This window comes from Glycomyces luteolus (assembly GCF_027622875.1).
GTDB classification, from domain to species: Bacteria; Actinomycetota; Actinomycetes; order Mycobacteriales; family Micromonosporaceae; genus Glycomyces; species Glycomyces luteolus.
The window spans coordinates 183363-199191 of record NZ_JAPZVP010000010.1 but is presented as its reverse complement, the minus strand read 5'-3'; the positions used below and the strand labels follow the sequence as shown (position 1 = coordinate 199191).

Below are 15829 nucleotides of genomic sequence, written 5' to 3'. Positions count from 1 at the left end.
AACATGAGCCACACCCCGCAGCAGCCTGCCGACGGCTGGCAGCCGCCGCAGCAACAGCCCCCGGTGTACCGCCCGAACGAGCAGCCTCCTCAGGAGGACGCGCCGTGGTCGCCGGAAAGCCAGCGCATGGCGCAGTCAGGCCAGCAGGGCCGCCCGGTCGAAGAGGACGGGACCGTCAAGTACGTCGGCGGCCCCGGCCAGCCCTCGCCGCAGCAGTTCGGCCCGCCCCCGGGTGTCCCCGTCTCCCCGTTCGACGCGCCGCCGCAGCAGAACTTCCAGGGCATGCCCCCGCAGGCCCAGCAGCCCTTCCAGGCGTCCCCGCCGCCCCAGTCGGTCTCGGACCCGTTCGGGCCCTCCGGCGGGTACCCGGTCTCGGGCATGCCGGTCTCCGGGATGCCGCCCGTGTCCTCGATCCCCGCGTCCGGAATGCCGGTCTCGGGCATGCCCGTGTCGTCCCCGGTCGGCCAGCCGCCGTTCGGCGGCGGCCAGTTCGGACCCCAGGGCGGCCAGCTCGTCCCGGTCTCGGGCGGCGGCGCCCAGCCGTGGGGCGCCCCTGACACGATCCAGCGCAAGAACAAGAAGAAGGGCGGCAAGGGCCCGATGTGGCTCATCGTCGCCGGCATCGTCGTCGTCGCGCTGGCCCTCGGCGTCGGCGGCTTCATCCTCTTCAACCCGCTTGACGGCGACGGGGGCGGAGGCGACCCGACCGGCACCATCTCCAGCGGTGCCGCAGAGGAGCCCACGGGAGTCTCGGTGTTCGCCGACGCCTCCGGTATCAGCATCCTCGCTCCTCCGAACTCGGCAGCGGCGGAGAATCCGCCCGGCGGCTTCACCGCGGCGACCGGACTCGTCCTCGGCGACGCCGGACCGACGGTCTTCATCGGTGCGCTCGACCCGGCCGCAATCGGCGCGGGCGAGGACGTCTCCTACAACGACCTGGGCACCAATCTTCAGGCGCTGGCCGCGACCTGGGCCGGTGGCGCCCCGGTGAACCCTGTGGCCGCTCCGTACCGGGTCGACGCCCGCGAAGCCATGTTCAACACCTTCACCGTCGGCGAGATGACCGTGATGACCGCGGTCATCGAGAACGGCGACGGCTACGTGGGCTTCGTCGGCTCGGCCACCGCCGACCAGGTCGAAGCGCTCGATGCGGCCCGAAAGAGCCTCAGCTTCGGTTCGTGACCAGCGCATAGGCATCGACCGGCCCGCACGTGAACACGTGCGGGCCGTTTCGTTTCCCGCGCGGCTCGGCCACTTGCGCTACCGCTGGACGCCGCGGGGGCGTATTCTCATGGCCCGTGGCCGAAATCCCTGAAACCGGACGCCAGGTCCTCGACGCCGACATCATGCGCGAGTGGGCGGCGCGCGGCATCGACACGTTGACCCGCCACCGGCGCGGCGTCGACGAGCTCAACGTGTTCCCCGTGGCCGACTCCGACACGGCGACGAACATGGTCGCGACGCTCCAGGCGGCCTTCCAGGGCGCCACGCCCGGGCTCCGCCTCGAAGCGCTCCTCGACGAGGCCGCCGGGCGCGCCCTGCTCTCGGCCCGCGGCAACTCCGGCGTGATCCTCGCGCAGATGCTGCGCGGCCTCGCCGACGTCTGGAACAGCGACGAGATCGACGCGAAGGGCTTCGCCGCCGGACTGCGCTCCGCGACTGACGCCGCGACCGCCGCCGTCGCCGTGCCCACCGCCGGCACGATCCTCACCGTCGCCGAGGCCGCCGCCTCCGCCGCAGGGAAGGCCGCCCCGTTCGGACTCGTCTCCGCCGCCCGCGCCGCCGCCGAGGCGGCCGCGGAGGCCGTCGCGGCCACGCCCGGCCAGCTGCCGGCACTCGCCCGCGCCGGGGTGGTGGACGCGGGGGGCCTCGCGCTCACCGTGATCCTCGAAGCGCTCGTCGAGACCCTCACCGGCTCGGTCTCGACCGGCGCGCTCGACCTCCTCGAACGCCACCGCGTGCGGGCCGTCTCCGAGGTCGAAGAGGTGCCGCGCGAGACCGGCTCCGAGGTCTACGGCTACGAGGTCCAGTACCTCCTGGAAGCGAACGCGGCGGCGGCCGCCGACCTGCGGCACAGCCTCACCGCGCTCGGCGACTCGGTGGTCATCATCGGCTCGCGCGCCGCCAAGGACGTCACCACGTTCAACGTCCACGTGCACGTCAACGACATCGGCGCGGCGATCGAGGCCGGGATCGAACGCGGCCGCGTGCACCGCATCTCCGTGACCCGCTTCGACGACACCCTCGGGGGCCACACGAGCGCCCGCATGCACGCCGCGCCCGCGCGCCGACCGGTCCCGGAGGCCGAGGCGCCGGCCAGGGCCCTCGTCGTCGTCACCGCCGCCACGCGGATGCGCGAATTCCTCGCGGGCGAAGGCTGCCGCACCGCGACCGCCGCCACCGTCGGCGCCGAGCTCGCCGTGGCCCTCGCCGACGGCATCGGCAGCGCGGTCGTGCTCGCCGACCGCCCGGACGCCGAGCGCGCCGCGCACCGCGCCGTCGAATCCGTTCGGAGCGAAGGGCACCGGGCGACCGTGCTCGCCACCGGCACCCTCGTGCAGGCGGTCGCGGCCGTCGCCGTCCACGATCCCGAGCGGCAGTTCGACGACGACGTCGCGGCCATGGCCGAGGCGATCAAGGCCTGCCGCACCGGCGAGCTCCGCTCCGGGACCGAGGGCATCGCGGTCGTCGTCGGCGAGGCGGACTTCGGCGTGTTCGACACCGCGCACGAAGCGGCCCGCGAACTGGCCGACCGGCTCTGCTCGACCGGAGCGGAACTCCTCACCGTCCTGCCCGGTGCCGGTTCGAACGCCGGGATTGTCACAGCCTTGAGCGATCATGTGCGTGAGGCGTGGCCGCTCGTGGAGATCCAGCAGCTGCCCGCCGGAGACGACGAACCGCTGCTGCTGCTAGGAGCCGAATGACCATTGGGCTGGACACCCGGCTGCGAGAAGTCCTGGGCAAGAAGACGTCGGAGGCCCTCAGCGAGGGACTGGGCCTCGACACCGTGGGCGACCTCCTCGGGCACTACCCGTTCCGCTACGCCCAGCGCGGCGAGCGCACGGACCTCGGCGCGCTCGAGATCGGAGAGGAGGTCACGGTCGCCGCGCAGGTGCGCGCCGCCATCCCGAAGTCGTTCGTCCCCAAAGGACGCGGACGCGGCGGGAGGCCGGGCGGCAAACCCCGCGACCTCCTCGAAGTGATCGTCGCCGACGAGGCCGGGCGCACGCTCACCCTCACGTTCTTCAACCAGGCCTGGCGGGCGAAGGAACTCGTCGCCGGACGCTGGGGCCTGTTCGCGGGCAAGGTCGCCCAGTTCCGCGGCCGCCTCCAGCTCAACTCGCCGCAGTACCAGCTCCTCGCCGAGGACGCCGTCACCGGGCCCGCCGACAGTGCGGCGAGCGCGATCGAAGAGTTCGCCGGGACGCTCATCCCCGTCTACCCCGCCACCGCCGAGATCCCGACCTGGAACATCGCCAAGGCCATCCACACGGTCCTCGACATGGTCCCGGACCCGCCCGACCCGCTGCCGCGCTCGCTGCGCGAAAGGCTGAGCCTCCTCGGCTACGGAACCGCGCTGCGCCAGGTCCACCGCCCCGACTCCCACGAGGCCCTCGGCGCGGCCAGGAGACGCCTCAAATGGCAGGAGGCCCTCGTCCTCCAGGCCGTCCTCGTGCGCCGCAAAGCCGAGGCCGCGGGTGAGGCCGCCACCGCCTACCCGCGCGGCGGCGTGCTTCCCGAGGCCTTCGACTCCCGTCTCCCGTTCGCGCTCACCGAGGGCCAGCGGCGGGTCGGCGACGAGATCGCGGACGAACTCGCGGGGGAGCACCCGATGCACCGGCTCCTCCAAGGCGACGTCGGCTCCGGCAAGACCCTGGTCGCGCTGCGCGCCATGCTCCAAGTGGTCGCCCACGGCGGCCAGGCCGCCCTTCTCGCACCTACCGAGGTCCTTGCGGCCCAACATCACCGGTCCATCGTCGAGATGCTCGGCGACCTCGCCCGAGGGGGCGAGCTCGGCGCACCGCCCGAGGCCACCCGCGTCGCGCTCCTCACCGGCTCGGCCACGGCGGCGCAGCGCCGCACCGTGCTCGACGAGGTGAAGACCAACACGGCCGGGATCGTCGTCGGCACGCACGCGCTCCTCTACGACGGCGTCGACTTCGCCGATCTCGGCTTCGTCGTCGTCGACGAGCAGCACCGGTTCGGCGTCGAGCAGCGCGACGCCTTGCGCGCCAAGGCCGACCGGCCGCCGCACACCCTCGTCATGACCGCCACCCCGATCCCGCGCACCGTCGCCATGACCGTCTACGGCGACCTCGAGACCAGCCGACTCACCGAGCTCCCGGCCGGCCGCACCCCCATCGCCACGCACGTCGTGCCCTACACCGACCAGCGCTGGATGGCCCGCACCTGGAACCGCGTCCGCGAAGAGGTCGCCGCCGGACGCCAGGCCTATGTCGTGTGCCCCCGCGTGGGTGAAACCGACCAGAAGACCAACGGCGGCGACGAGGCCGCGGCCTTCGCCGAAACCGACGGCGACAAGCGCCCGCCGCTCGCCGTGGTCGACGTGATCGAGCAGCTCCGCGGCAGCGCCCTCAGCGGCCTGCGGCTCGGCCTCCTGCACGGCCGCCTCGACGCGGACGAGAAGGACCGCGTCATGCGCGGCTACGCCGTGGGCGAGATCGACGTGCTCGTGGCGACCACCGTCATCGAAGTGGGCGTCAACGTGCCCAACGCCACCGCCATGGTCGTGCTCGACGCCGAACGCTTCGGCATCTCCCAGCTCCACCAGCTCCGCGGCCGCGTCGGCCGAGGCTCCCACCCGGGCCTGTGCCTGCTCGTGAGCGAAGCCGCCGAAGGCTCCTCCTCACGCGAGCGCCTCGACGCGGTCGCGTCGACCACCGACGGGTTCGCGCTGGCCGAACTCGACCTGGAGCAGCGGCGCGAAGGCGACGTGCTCGGCGCGGCCCAGTCCGGCATGAAGTCGCACGTGAAACTCTTGTCGCTGTTGAAGGACGCCGACATCATCGAGGCGGCCCGCGCCGAAGCGACCGAGCTGATCGGGGCAGACCCTGAGCTCAAAGGCGAGCCGGGCCTGGCCGTGCTCGTCGACGACCTCGCGGCCGACCGCGGTGAGTTCCTGGAGAAGGGCTGACCGGGAGCGACTCGGGAGGGGCCGGGCGCCTTCGCCGCGGCTCGGGGCCGACACGTGCCGCATCGGGCCGCACCGTTCCAAGGCGACTTCCGCGGACGCCTGCGGGGCGCCCGCCTCGCTCCTCGGCGCGACTGCGCCTCCACTGCGGCTCGCGCCGCGCCGGATTATTGTTGTGGCAAATGACTAGGATCATCGCCGGCAGCCTCAAGGGCCGCCGCCTCGCCACGCCCCCGGGGGACCGCACCCGGCCCACCTCCGACCGCGTCCGCGAAGCGCTGTTCAACTCGCTCGCGCCCGGCGGCGACCTCGACGGACTGCGCTTCGCCGACCTCTACGCCGGCTCCGGCGCGGTCGGCCTCGAAGCGCTCTCGCGCGGGGCCGCGTCGGCGCTCTTCGTCGAGTCGCACGTGCTCACCGCGAAGCTCTTGCGCCGCAACATCGCCGATCTCGGTGTGACGGGCGCGGAAGTGATTTGCGCCCCTGTCGAGAAGGCCCTCCAGAACGGCCCGGCCGAGCCGTTCGACATCGTCTTCGCCGACCCGCCCTACGCGGTCACCGACGCCGCCATCGCCGATGTACTGGAAGCGCTGGTCGCGAACGGATGGCTCGCCGAGGACGCCGACGTGGTGGTCGAACGCGGCGGCAAGGACGCCTCCGTCCCGTGGCCGGACAAGATCGCAGAAGACCGCGTCCGGCGCTACGGCACCACGGCCCTTTGCTACGGTCACGCCCTGTGAAACCTGAAGCTCGCATCGCCGTGTGCCCCGGTTCATTCGATCCGGTGACCTACGGTCATCTCGACATCTTCGGACGCGCCGCCCAGCTGTACGATGAGGTCTGGGTCGCGGTCTTCCACAACGCCTCCAAGAACGCTCTCTTCAGCGTCGAGGAGCGGGTGGAACTCCTCCGCGAGACCACCACGGACATCCCCAACATACGAGTGGCGTCCTTCCGGGGGCTCGTCGTCGACTTCTGCCAGAAGCACGGCGCCGGTGTACTCGTCAAAGGCGTCCGCGCGGTCTCGGACTTCGACTACGAACTGCAGATGGCCCAAATGAACTACGGGTTGCGAGGCATCGAGACGGTCTTTATTCCGACCAACCCCCTGTACTCCTTCCTGTCGTCCTCGATGGTCAAGGACGTGGCGAAATGGGGCGGCGACATCTCGCCCTACGCGCCTGAAATCGTCCAATCGCGACTGATCGAGCGTTTGGGGCAGGATTAGCCACGTTTCACACCCTCATCCGGGACAATGTCCCCATGACTGACATCGACGGGAGCAAATCGGTGGGTGCGCTCGACCGGATCGAAGAGATCATCGCCTACGTGGAGCAGGCCAAGGCCGTGCCCATGTCCCGGGCCTGCAAAGTGGACCGGGCCGAGATGATCGCCATGCTCGAAGAGCTCCAGAACGAACTCCCCGGCGACCTGCGTCGCGCCGAGGCCATGCTCCAAGAGCGCGACAAGATCATCGACGCCGGCGAACGCGAGGCCGAGCGGATCATCACCGAAGGCGAGACCGAGCACGCGCGGCTCGTCTCCCGCCACGAGATCACCGTCTCCGCAGAGCACGAGGGCAACCGCATCATCGCGGAGGCCCGCGGCGAGGCGCAGCGGCTGCGCGACGAGGTCGACGAGTACGTCGACACGACGCTCGCCAACTTCGAGCAGTTCCTGCACCGCGCCCTCTCGGGCGTGGAGCGCGGCCGCGACAAGATGCACACCCTCCGGGAGATCGGCACGTTCGCGCCCTCGCCGCAGGAACCCGTCGAAGAAGAGAAGCCGCTCCCGCAGCTCTAGCGCAGGCGCCGACCGGCCACGGCCGGCGCTCCCGCGCGCCTGCAAGCAGGGTGAGGCAGCGCGGATCCGTATGAGTGCGAGGCGGCGTGGATCCCCGCACCCCCGGCAAGCAAGACGCGGTGGCGCGGGTTCCGGTGCGAGGGCGGGCGCGCCCACCTACCCGCCCAGGGTGGGTAGGTCCCGTCGGCGCCAAGTCTCGCGCCCGGGTCAGACAAGAACGCCCCTTCCGCCGGTCGTGTGTCGGCGAGATCACTCGGTTCTTCCGCCGCACTCGTGCCCGCAATGGCCGCCTAAGCGCGAGTCACGGTGCCCGCAACCTGGGTTGGGGCCGCTGCCGCCGTTGATGTAGCATTACCGGTCGGCCTCGATCGAGGCGCACCTCCCTATCGAAGGACCGCAGAACACCCATGACGAAGACCGCTCTGGATCCCGCCGCGCCGCTGGTGTTCGACACCGCGGAGCTGCGCGGCGCGGGCACGACGATGCACGTCGCGCGCGAGATCCCCGCACCCGAGGCCTACGGCCTCGAAGCGGTGTACGCGGTCCCCAAGGGTGCGGTCCTCGACCTCGACATCCACCTCACCGGCGTCAGCGAAGGCGTGCTCGCCACCGGCCAGGTCGAGGCGGTCGCGGAAGGCGAGTGTGCGAGGTGCCTCGCACCGGTGCAGGACGCTCTCAGCGTCCAGGTGCAGGAGCTGTACGCTTATGAAGGCTCCGTCACCGAAGCGACCACAGAAGCCGACGAGATCATGCGGCTCGAGGGGGATCTGCTCGATCTGGAGCCCGCGGTCCGGGACGCGCTGGTGCTGGCGATGCCAGTCACCCCGCTGTGCCGACCTGACTGCCCGGGATTGTGCGCCGAATGCGGCGTGCCCTGGGACGAACTGCCCGACGACCACGTTCACGAGACCGTGGACCCCCGTTGGGCGGGCTTGGAGAAGCTTCGACTCGCCGACAATGACGGCGAATCGAAATAGCACAGCGTAAGCGTATAGGTATGGAGTTCTGAAGTGGCTGTTCCGAAGCGTCGTATGTCGCGCAGCAACACCCGACACCGTCGGTCGCAGTGGAAAGCTGCCCCGATCCAGTTGATCGAGTGCCCGCAGTGCCACGCCAAGAAGCGCGGCCACCAGGTCTGCGAGACCTGCGGCACGTACAGGGGCCGTCAGGTCCTCGAGGCCTAAAGTCCTCCCGCACATGGGCGACAAGGCAGTACAACATTTCGAAGCGGTGTTCGGGGTCCGAGATATCGACCCCGAACTGCTGCGTCTCGCCCTGACACACCGGTCCTACGCCTACGAGCACGGCGGCCTGCCCACCAATGAGCGCCTGGAGTTCCTCGGGGACTCCGTGCTCAGCCTGGTGGTCACCACCGCGCTCTACCAGGATCACCCCGACCTGCCCGAAGGGCAGCTCGCGCGCCTGCGCGCGTCCGTGGTGAACATGAAGGCGCTGGCCGGAGTGGCGCGTCGCATGGGCGCGGGCGGCATCGGCCCGCACCTCCTGCTCGGCAAGGGCGAGGAGACCTCGGGCGGGCGCGGCAAGAACTCGATCCTCGCCGATGCGGTGGAGGCGCTGCTCGGCGCCGTCTACCTGCAGTACGGCGTGGAGACCGCCAAGGTCGTGGTGCACCGGTTCTTCGATCCGCTCATGGAGGCCGCGGCCGGTCAGGGCGCCGCCCTGGACTGGAAGACCAGCCTCCAGGAGCTGACGGCCGACTCCGGACTCGGCGTGCCCGAGTACCGGATCAGCGAGTCAGGTCCCGACCACGCCAAGCAGTTCACGGCCTGGGCGGTCGTGGCGGGCGAGGAGTTCGGCGAGGGCTCCGGCGGTTCCAAGAAGGACGCCGAGCAGATCGCCGCTCAGCTGGCCTGGCAGGTGCTGTCAGAACGCCTCGGCGTGAAGCAGCGCTAAGCAGAACGTATTCGCGGGGGGCGGAACCGGTTTTCGGTTCCGCCCCCCGCGTTTGCGCTGCGGTCGAAACCCCCGTCCACAAACCCCCACCCGCCACGAGAGGGGAACGTAGCCTCCAGCGTGGCGCGGGGGTATGACAAGACCCGGGGGCAGCGGCCGTCGTGTCACCCGAAAGTGTGGCTCAACGCTGGCATTTCGGGCAGTAGTGGGCCGATCGGTCGCCGATCACTTCGCGTTTGATCGCCGTGCCGCAGCGTTTGCACGGTTGGCCCGCGCGGCCGTAGACCGCGAGTTCGCGGGCGAAGTACCCGTTCTCGCCGTTGGCGTCGACGTACAGCTTGTCGAACGAGGTCCCTCCCGCGTCGAGCGCCTCGGCGAGCACGTCCTTGACATGGCCGATCAGTTCCTTGGCCTTGCGCTTGGAGATCGAGTCGCCGGTCCTCCTGCCGCGCAGCCGGGCGCGCCACAGCGCCTCGTCGGCGTAGATGTTCCCCACGCCGCTGATCCAGCCCTGGTCGAGCAGGGCCTTCTTGACCTCGATGCGCCGCCGCAGGAGCTTCTCGACGCAGGCGTCCGCGTCGAACTCGTCCTCGAACACGTCGGGGGCGATGTGCGCCAAGGTGGCCGGGACCGGGCCGTCCATCTCGGCCAGTTCCAGGAACCCGAACGTCCGCTGGTCGACGAACCACAGTTCGCGCCCGTCGGCGAAGCGCAGCCGGACCCGCAGGTGCTTGTGCGCTTCGCGCTCGTGCGTGATCACCAGGAACTGGCCGCTCATGCCGAGGTGACACACGAGGGCCCTGCCGTCGTCGAGTTCGAGCCACATGAACTTGCCGCGGCGCCCGCTGCCGGTGATCTGGAGGCCTTGCACGTGCTGGCGGAAATCATCGATGCCGGGGGCGTGGCGGCGCACGGTCCGCGGATTGTAGACCTCGACGGCCTGGATGCGCCCGCCGCGGAAGGCCTGGTCGACCCCACGGCGGACGGTCTCTACTTCGGGAAGTTCTGGCACCGTACAAGTATGGGCCTCCGGGAGGACGGAGCCGCCGCGGCTCAGCTGAGCTGCGGGTGCTTCTCCCTGACGGTGTCGATCCCGTAGTTGATGGCGAAGGCGATGGCCGCGAGCCGCGAGTTGACGCCGAGTTTGCCGAGCACGTTCTGGACGTGCGAGCGGACGGTCGACACCGAGACGCCCATCTGCGTGGCCATCTGGGCCGTGGGCTCGCCCCGCACGATGCGGCGCAGCACGTCGTCCTCTCTCGGCGTCAGGTGGTGCGCGAGTTCGAGTGCGTCGTGCTCGCCGAGGAGCGGCGCGGGCTGGAGTGCCGCGCGCAGGAGCTGCGGATCGTAGTAGGGCGGACTCAGGAGCCCGCGGTCGATGGCGTCGAGCAGGTCGCCCGGCATGATGTGGGTGTTGGCTATCCCCGCGGCCGAGACCGAGACGGCTTTGCGGAGGACTGAGCCGTCGTCGCGGTCGGTGATGAGGAAGAGCGGTCGCTTGCAGTCGGTCAGGACCCGGTTCCGGGAGACCGCCTCGAGTGCGACCAGGCAGCAGTCGATCTGCGCATCCGCCGCCACGAGCGCTTTCGCGGTCCTGGCCTCGACTGGGATGTCACCGCGTCGGTGGAGCAGGGGTCGAATGCTGGCGGAGAAGACCTGATTCGGGTCGTACAGCATGACACGCACGGTTGGCACCTCGTCCTTCAGGTTTTTTGGTCGCCTCCCCAGATGCGCGCCTCAACGGGCGGCCATCCCAGCATGACTGTTGGTAATCATTCAGTCCAGCGTTGAGTCGGATGGACGACAGTAAGAGGTTCCAGCGCAGTTCACCTGCGATAATGCTGGGTCTCTACCCGAAATTCTGGACCCAGTAGAGGGTGCCGTCGCGGTCGGCGACGCCCACGCCGAGCACGCTGTAATCGCAGTTGAGGATGTTGGCGCGGTGCCCTTCGGAGTTCATCCAGCCCTCCATCACGGCGGCGGCGTCCGGGTATCCCGCGGCGATGTTCTCGCCGACGCCGCCTTCGTAGCCCTGCTCGGCGGCCCGTTCGGTGGGGCCGCGGCCGTCCTGCGAGGTGTGGTCGAAGTAGTCGTTGACGGCCATGTCCTCCGCGTGGAGGCGGGCGGCCGCATCGAGGCGGGAGTCGCGTTCGAGATCGCCGCAACCGGCTTCGGCGCGTTCGTCGCTCACGAGGTCGGCCACGGCGGCTTCGAGGTCGGCGTGCGGACTGGATTCGGCCTCGTCCTCGCCGCCGCCCGATCCGCCGTCGTCGGCTTCGGTCGGCGCTTCGGTGGTCGCCTCGGGCGTCTCGGTGGTGGGGACCTCCTCGGCCTCCTGCGTGCGCATGCCGGCTTCGCCGGGCGCTTCCTGCACGGGGGTCTCGGGGGTGGAGGGGTCTTCCGCGTGGGTGGTCCCGACTACGGCGGTGGTGGGGGCGTCGTCCGAGGCGGCGAGGCCGTCGAGTGGCGATCCGAGTGCCCACAGTGAGGTCGCGCCCGCTGTGAGGCCGAAGATCGCCGGGATGAGCATGAGCATCCGGCGGCGGTGCTCGGCGCGGTCGCGGTGGCGTCCGCCCTGGAGTCTTCGCATGGGGGTACGGCCTCGTCACGTGGGGTTACGTGTAATTCGTTCGGATTTTCCGGGACCCTACCAGGTTCGCGCGGACCTTGCACGGACCAGATGGGCCGCGTTCGGGCGTGAGGCACCCCCCTCAGGTGTGACCCCCGTCGAATCCAGTGGGCAAAGCATGTGCAAAGCTTGACGAGAACCGTCGATCAGGCGGATGATGTCAGGAGACGGCCAGTGTTCACGAGCCGTGCTCCACTGGTCCGGCTAGGGGCAATCGGCCCCAGCGGCTAAAAAAATTCACTCAGCAAAATGCGACGTTTTCATGGTGCGTACGCCAACGCCACCAGTCGACGTGATCGCAAGGAGAAACCATGGCGAAAGCCCTCTACGGCCACATCGGCCAGGCTCCCAACAAGCGCCTGCTCGAAGAAGTGGTCCAGCTACGCGCGCGAGTACGCAACCTCGAGTCCGAGCTTGCCGAGCTGCGGGCCCGCGAGGACGAGATCGAGCACGATCATGTCGAGGAGTTGATGCGGCTGCAAGAGCCCGCGTTGACTTAGGTTTCGTCTCGCGACAACGGAACATCAGCGCGCCTGCTGCGGGACAGCCGGCGCGCATTGTCATGTCCAGGCACGGTCACGCCCGCCGGACCTCCTGAAACCCCTGCCGATCCCTCCCCGGTTCGCCCTGTTTGGGGCCTTTGATATACCACGCTCCGCGACGGCGGCCTTGTAGGCTGGGACGGTCCCCACACCCGAACCGACGCACATCAGCCCGGAGCGACCGTTGTACCTGAAGAGCCTCACGCTGAAGGGCTTCAAGTCCTTCGCCTCGGCCACGACCCTGCGTTTCGAACCGGGGATCACGTGCGTCGTGGGTCCGAACGGCTCCGGGAAGTCCAATGTCGTCGACGCCATCGCCTGGGTCCTCGGCGAGCAGGGCGCGAAGTCCCTGCGCGGCGGCAAGATGGAGGACGTCATCTTCGCGGGCACCACCGGCCGCCCCGCGCTCGGCCGCGCCGAGGTCACCCTCACGATCGACAACTCCGACGGCGCGATCCCCATCGACTACTCCGAAGTCTCGATCACCCGCCGCATGTTCCGCTCCGGCGAGGGCGAATACGAGATCAACGGGGACCGCTGCCGCCTCCTCGACGTGCAGGACCTGCTCTCCGACGCCGGCATCGGCCGCGAGATGCACGTCCTCGTCGGCCAGGGCAAGCTCGACTCCTATCTGCACGCCCGGCCCGAGGACCGCCGCGCGTTCATCGAAGAGGCCGCGGGCGTCCTCAAGCACCGCAAGCGCAAGGAGAAGGCCCTCCGCAAGCTCGAAGGCATGCAGGGCAACCTCGACCGCCTCGCCGACCTCACCGGCGAACTGCGCCGCCAGCTCAAGCCCCTCGGCCGCCAGGCCGAGCTCGCCCGCCGCGCCCAGGCCATCCAGATGGACCTGCGCGAGGCCCGCCTGCGCCTCCTCGCCGACGACCTCACCTCGCTGCGCGGCAACATCGCCAAGGACCTCGCCGACGAGGAGGCCCTGCGCGAGCGCAAGGAGGTCCTCGCCGACGAGCACGAGCGCCTCACCGTCCAGGTGAACGAGGTCGAGGCCGCGCACGCCGCCGACAAGCCGCGCCTCGCCCGCCTCCAGGAGACCTGGTACCGCCTCCAAGCCGTGGCCGAGCGCCTGCGCTCGACCGCCCAGCTCGCCGCCGAGCGCCGCCGCTACCTCTCAGAGGACGCCGGGGACGACCGAGCCGGGCGCGACCCCGAGGTCCTCGAGACCGAGGCCGAGCGCATCCGCGAGCAGGAGATCGAACTGCGCGAGTCCATCGCGGAGGACTCCGAGCGCCTCTCGTCCGCTGTGGAGGCCCGCGAGGAGACGGAGGCGGCGCTGTCCGAAGCCGAGCAGCGCATCGTCACCGCCGTGAAGGCCGCCGCCGAGCGCCGAGAAGCCCTTGCGACCCTGCGCGGCCGCGTGGACTCCCTGCAGACCCGCACGGCCGCCGCCGCCGAGGAACTCGAACGCGCGAACATCGCGCTCGCCGAGGCCCGCGAACGCGCCGAAGCCGCCGCCGAGGCCCACGCCGAAGCCGAGGCCGAGAACGAAGCGGTCGAGTCGAACACCGAGTTCGACGAGGCCGTCGCCGAAGCCAAGGCCCGCGTCGCCGCCGCCAAGGCCGAAGCCGACCGCCTCCAGGCCGCCGAGCGCGAGGCCGACCGCGAGGCCTCGCAGTGGGCCGCCCGCGAAGAGGCCCTCGCCGTCGGCCTGCGCCGCAAGGACGGCGCCGCCGCGCTCCTCGCCCGCGACGACGCCATGCCCGGCGTCCTCGGGTCCGTCGCCGCGCTCCTCACCGTCGAACCCGGCTACGAGGCCGTGCTCGCCGCCGCGCTGGGCCGCCTCGCCGACGCCATCGCCGTCGCGAATCCCGCCAGCGCCGCTGAAGCGCTGCAGTTCCTTCGCGACGAGGACGGCGGCCAAGCCGGATTCCTGGTGGCAGGTGCCCGGTCGCATGTGGATATCCCGAGCGAATGCAAGGCCGTCGCCGACACCGTCTCGGCCCCGGCCGAACTCGCCTCCACCGTCCGCGCCGTGCTGGCGGGGATGGTCGTGGCCGACGACCTCGACGCCGCCCGCGCCATCGTGGACGCCTACCCGCAGCTCACCGCCGTCACCCGCGCGGGCGACGTGCTCGGCGCCGCGACCGCGTTCGGCGGCTCCGCGAAAGCCCAGTCCTATATCGAGATCCAGGCCGCCGTCGACGAGGCCCGCGACCGCAAGCTCGGCTCTGAATCCCTGGCCTCCCAGCTGCGCGAGCAGTACGAGGCCGCCCGCGGGGCGCACGCCGAAGCCGAGGCCGCCGCCGAGGCCGTGCGCACCGCGCAGCGCCAGGCCGAGGCCGCGCACAGCGTGGTCGCCCGCCGCCTCGCCGAACTCGGCGCCGCCGCCCGCAGCGCCGAAGCCGAGGTCGCCCGCCTCCAGCAGGCCAAGGACCGCGCCCAGGCCGCCCGCGAGACCGACACCGCCGGACTCACCGAACTCGAAGCTCGCCTTGACGCACTCGAATCGCTCCCCGCGATCGAGGAGCCCTCCACCGACGAGCGCGACGTCCTCTCCCGGGCCCTCGACGCCGCCCGCCAGAACGAGATGGAGACCCGCCTCTCCGTCCGCACCGCCGAAGAACGCGCCTCCGCTCTGGCGGGCCGCGCCGACGCCCTCGCCCGCCAGGCCCAGTCCGAACGCGCCGCCCGCGCCCGCGCCGAGGCCCGGCGCGCCGCCCGCGCCCGCGGCGCCAAAGTCGCCGCGCTCGTGGCCGAGGCCGCAGAGACCACCGGCGTCCAGATCACCGATTCGCTCGAAGCGGCGGCGATCGAACGCGACCGCATCGCCTCCGAGCAGGCCCGCCGCGAAGCCGCCCTCGCCGATCTCCGCACCCGCGCCGCCGCCACGGCCGCCGAGCTCGAACGCATCACCTCCGCCGCGCACCGCGACGAGGTGGCCCGGGCCGAGCAGCGCCTGCGCATCGAGCAGCTCGAGGAGAAGGCCGGGGCCGAGTTCGGCGTCGACATCGAGACCCTCCTGGCCGAGTACGGCCCGGACCAGCTCGTGCCGCCCAGCACCGAAGAGGTCAACGCCGCCTTGGAGAAGGGCAAGCCCGAACCGGAGCCCTACGAGTTCGACCGCCCCACGATGGAGAAGCGCGCCGCCCGCGGCGAACGCGAACTCAAGCTCCTCGGCAAGGTCAACCCGCTCGCGCTCGAGGAGTTCGCCGCGCTCGAGGAGCGCTACAAGTTCCTCAACGAGCAGCTCGAGGACGTCAAGAAGACCCGCGCCGACCTCACCACCGTCGTGAAGGAGGTCGACGACCGCATCCAGCAGGTCTTCGCCGAGGCCTTCGCGGACACCGCGCGCGAGTTCGAGAACGTCTTCCAGACCGTCTTCCCCGGCGGCGAGGGCCGGATCCTGCTCACCGACCCGGACGACCTGCTGCACACCGGCGTCGAGGTCGAGGCCCGCCCGCCCGGCAAGAAGGTCAAGCGGCTCTCGCTGCTCTCCGGCGGCGAGCGGTCCCTGACCGCGCTGGCGCTGCTGGTCGCGATCTTCCGCGCCCGCCCCAGCCCGTTCTACCTGATGGACGAGGTGGAGGCGGCGCTCGACGACGTGAACCTCGGCCGCCTGCTGGACCTCCTGCGGCGGCTGCAGGAGAACTCGCAGCTGCTCATCATCACCCACCAGAAGCGCACGATGGAGATCGGCGACGCGCTGTACGGCGTGACGATGCGCGCGGGTGTCACGCAGGTCATCAGCCAGAAGTTCTCCCGCGAAGAGGACTGAGCGCCTGCCAGTACAGTGGTTGCACGCGTGCGACTGCCCGGTGTCGCATCCGTGCGACT

14 protein-coding genes are annotated in these 15829 nt (G+C 70.8%); 11 read left to right on the top strand and 3 right to left on the bottom strand.

The window, feature by feature from the left end:
• Positions 1–3: 3 nt before the first annotated feature.
• The 9 genes from O1R50_RS14690 (at position 4) to rnc (ending at position 8869) form a co-directional block, all read left to right on the top strand.
• Positions 4–1182: a hypothetical protein gene (locus tag O1R50_RS14690; RefSeq protein ID WP_270110826.1), complete on the top strand. Its 1179-nt coding sequence runs from the start codon at positions 4–6 to the stop codon at positions 1180–1182.
• 116 nt (positions 1183–1298) lie between these two features.
• On the top strand, positions 1299–2924 hold the full coding sequence (locus O1R50_RS14685; protein WP_270110825.1) for a DAK2 domain-containing protein: 1626 nt from the start codon (positions 1299–1301) through the stop codon (positions 2922–2924).
• Positions 2921–5155, top strand: coding sequence for an ATP-dependent DNA helicase RecG (recG, locus tag O1R50_RS14680; protein ID WP_270110823.1), 2235 nt, complete (start codon positions 2921–2923; stop codon positions 5153–5155). The genes O1R50_RS14685 and recG overlap by 4 nt, the downstream gene beginning before the upstream one ends.
• Positions 5156–5334: 179 nt before the next feature.
• Entirely contained in the window at positions 5335–5892 is a 558-nt protein-coding gene (gene rsmD, locus O1R50_RS14675; protein WP_270110822.1) for a 16S rRNA (guanine(966)-N(2))-methyltransferase RsmD, read from the top strand.
• A 20-nt stretch (positions 5893–5912) separates the two neighbouring features.
• Positions 5913–6380, top strand: a complete 468-nt coding sequence (coaD, locus tag O1R50_RS14670) for a pantetheine-phosphate adenylyltransferase (RefSeq protein ID WP_374199511.1) — start codon at positions 5913–5915, stop codon at positions 6378–6380.
• A gap of 35 nt (positions 6381–6415) precedes the next feature.
• Positions 6416–6955: a hypothetical protein gene (locus O1R50_RS14665; protein WP_270110821.1), complete on the top strand. Its 540-nt coding sequence runs from the start codon at positions 6416–6418 to the stop codon at positions 6953–6955.
• A 407-nt stretch (positions 6956–7362) separates the two neighbouring features.
• Complete coding sequence (locus tag O1R50_RS14660; protein WP_270110819.1) at positions 7363–7932, top strand: YceD family protein; 570 nt, start codon at positions 7363–7365, stop codon at positions 7930–7932.
• A 33-nt stretch (positions 7933–7965) separates the two neighbouring features.
• Positions 7966–8139 (top strand): 50S ribosomal protein L32, encoded by a 174-nt coding sequence (gene rpmF, locus O1R50_RS14655; protein WP_205325184.1) that lies wholly within the window; start codon positions 7966–7968, stop codon positions 8137–8139.
• Positions 8140–8152: 13 nt separating this feature from the next.
• On the top strand, positions 8153–8869 hold the full coding sequence (gene rnc, locus O1R50_RS14650) for a ribonuclease III (RefSeq protein ID WP_270110818.1): 717 nt from the start codon (positions 8153–8155) through the stop codon (positions 8867–8869).
• Positions 8870–9050: 181 nt separating this feature from the next.
• Here rnc and mutM read toward each other — a convergent pair whose 3' ends face one another.
• From mutM to O1R50_RS14635, 3 genes are all read right to left on the bottom strand, one after another.
• Positions 9051–9881 carry a bifunctional DNA-formamidopyrimidine glycosylase/DNA-(apurinic or apyrimidinic site) lyase gene (mutM, locus tag O1R50_RS14645; RefSeq protein ID WP_270110817.1) on the bottom strand — a complete coding sequence of 277 codons (831 nt, stop codon included), beginning with the start codon at positions 9879–9881 and terminating at the stop codon, positions 9051–9053.
• A gap of 41 nt (positions 9882–9922) precedes the next feature.
• Positions 9923–10546 (bottom strand): helix-turn-helix transcriptional regulator, encoded by a 624-nt coding sequence (locus O1R50_RS14640; protein WP_270110845.1) that lies wholly within the window; start codon positions 10544–10546, stop codon positions 9923–9925.
• A gap of 172 nt (positions 10547–10718) precedes the next feature.
• Positions 10719–11459, bottom strand: a complete 741-nt coding sequence (locus O1R50_RS14635) for a CAP domain-containing protein (protein WP_270110816.1) — start codon at positions 11457–11459, stop codon at positions 10719–10721.
• 350 nt (positions 11460–11809) lie between these two features.
• On the opposite strand from O1R50_RS14635, the gene O1R50_RS14630 reads away from it, so the two are divergent.
• A complete protein-coding gene (locus O1R50_RS14630) occupies positions 11810–11998 on the top strand; it encodes a hypothetical protein (protein WP_205325179.1) in 189 nt (62 codons plus the stop codon).
• Between the two features lie 226 nt (positions 11999–12224).
• Positions 12225–15770, top strand: a complete 3546-nt coding sequence (gene smc / locus O1R50_RS14625) for a chromosome segregation protein SMC (protein WP_270110815.1) — start codon at positions 12225–12227, stop codon at positions 15768–15770.
• The last annotated feature ends 59 nt before the right edge of the window (positions 15771–15829 follow it).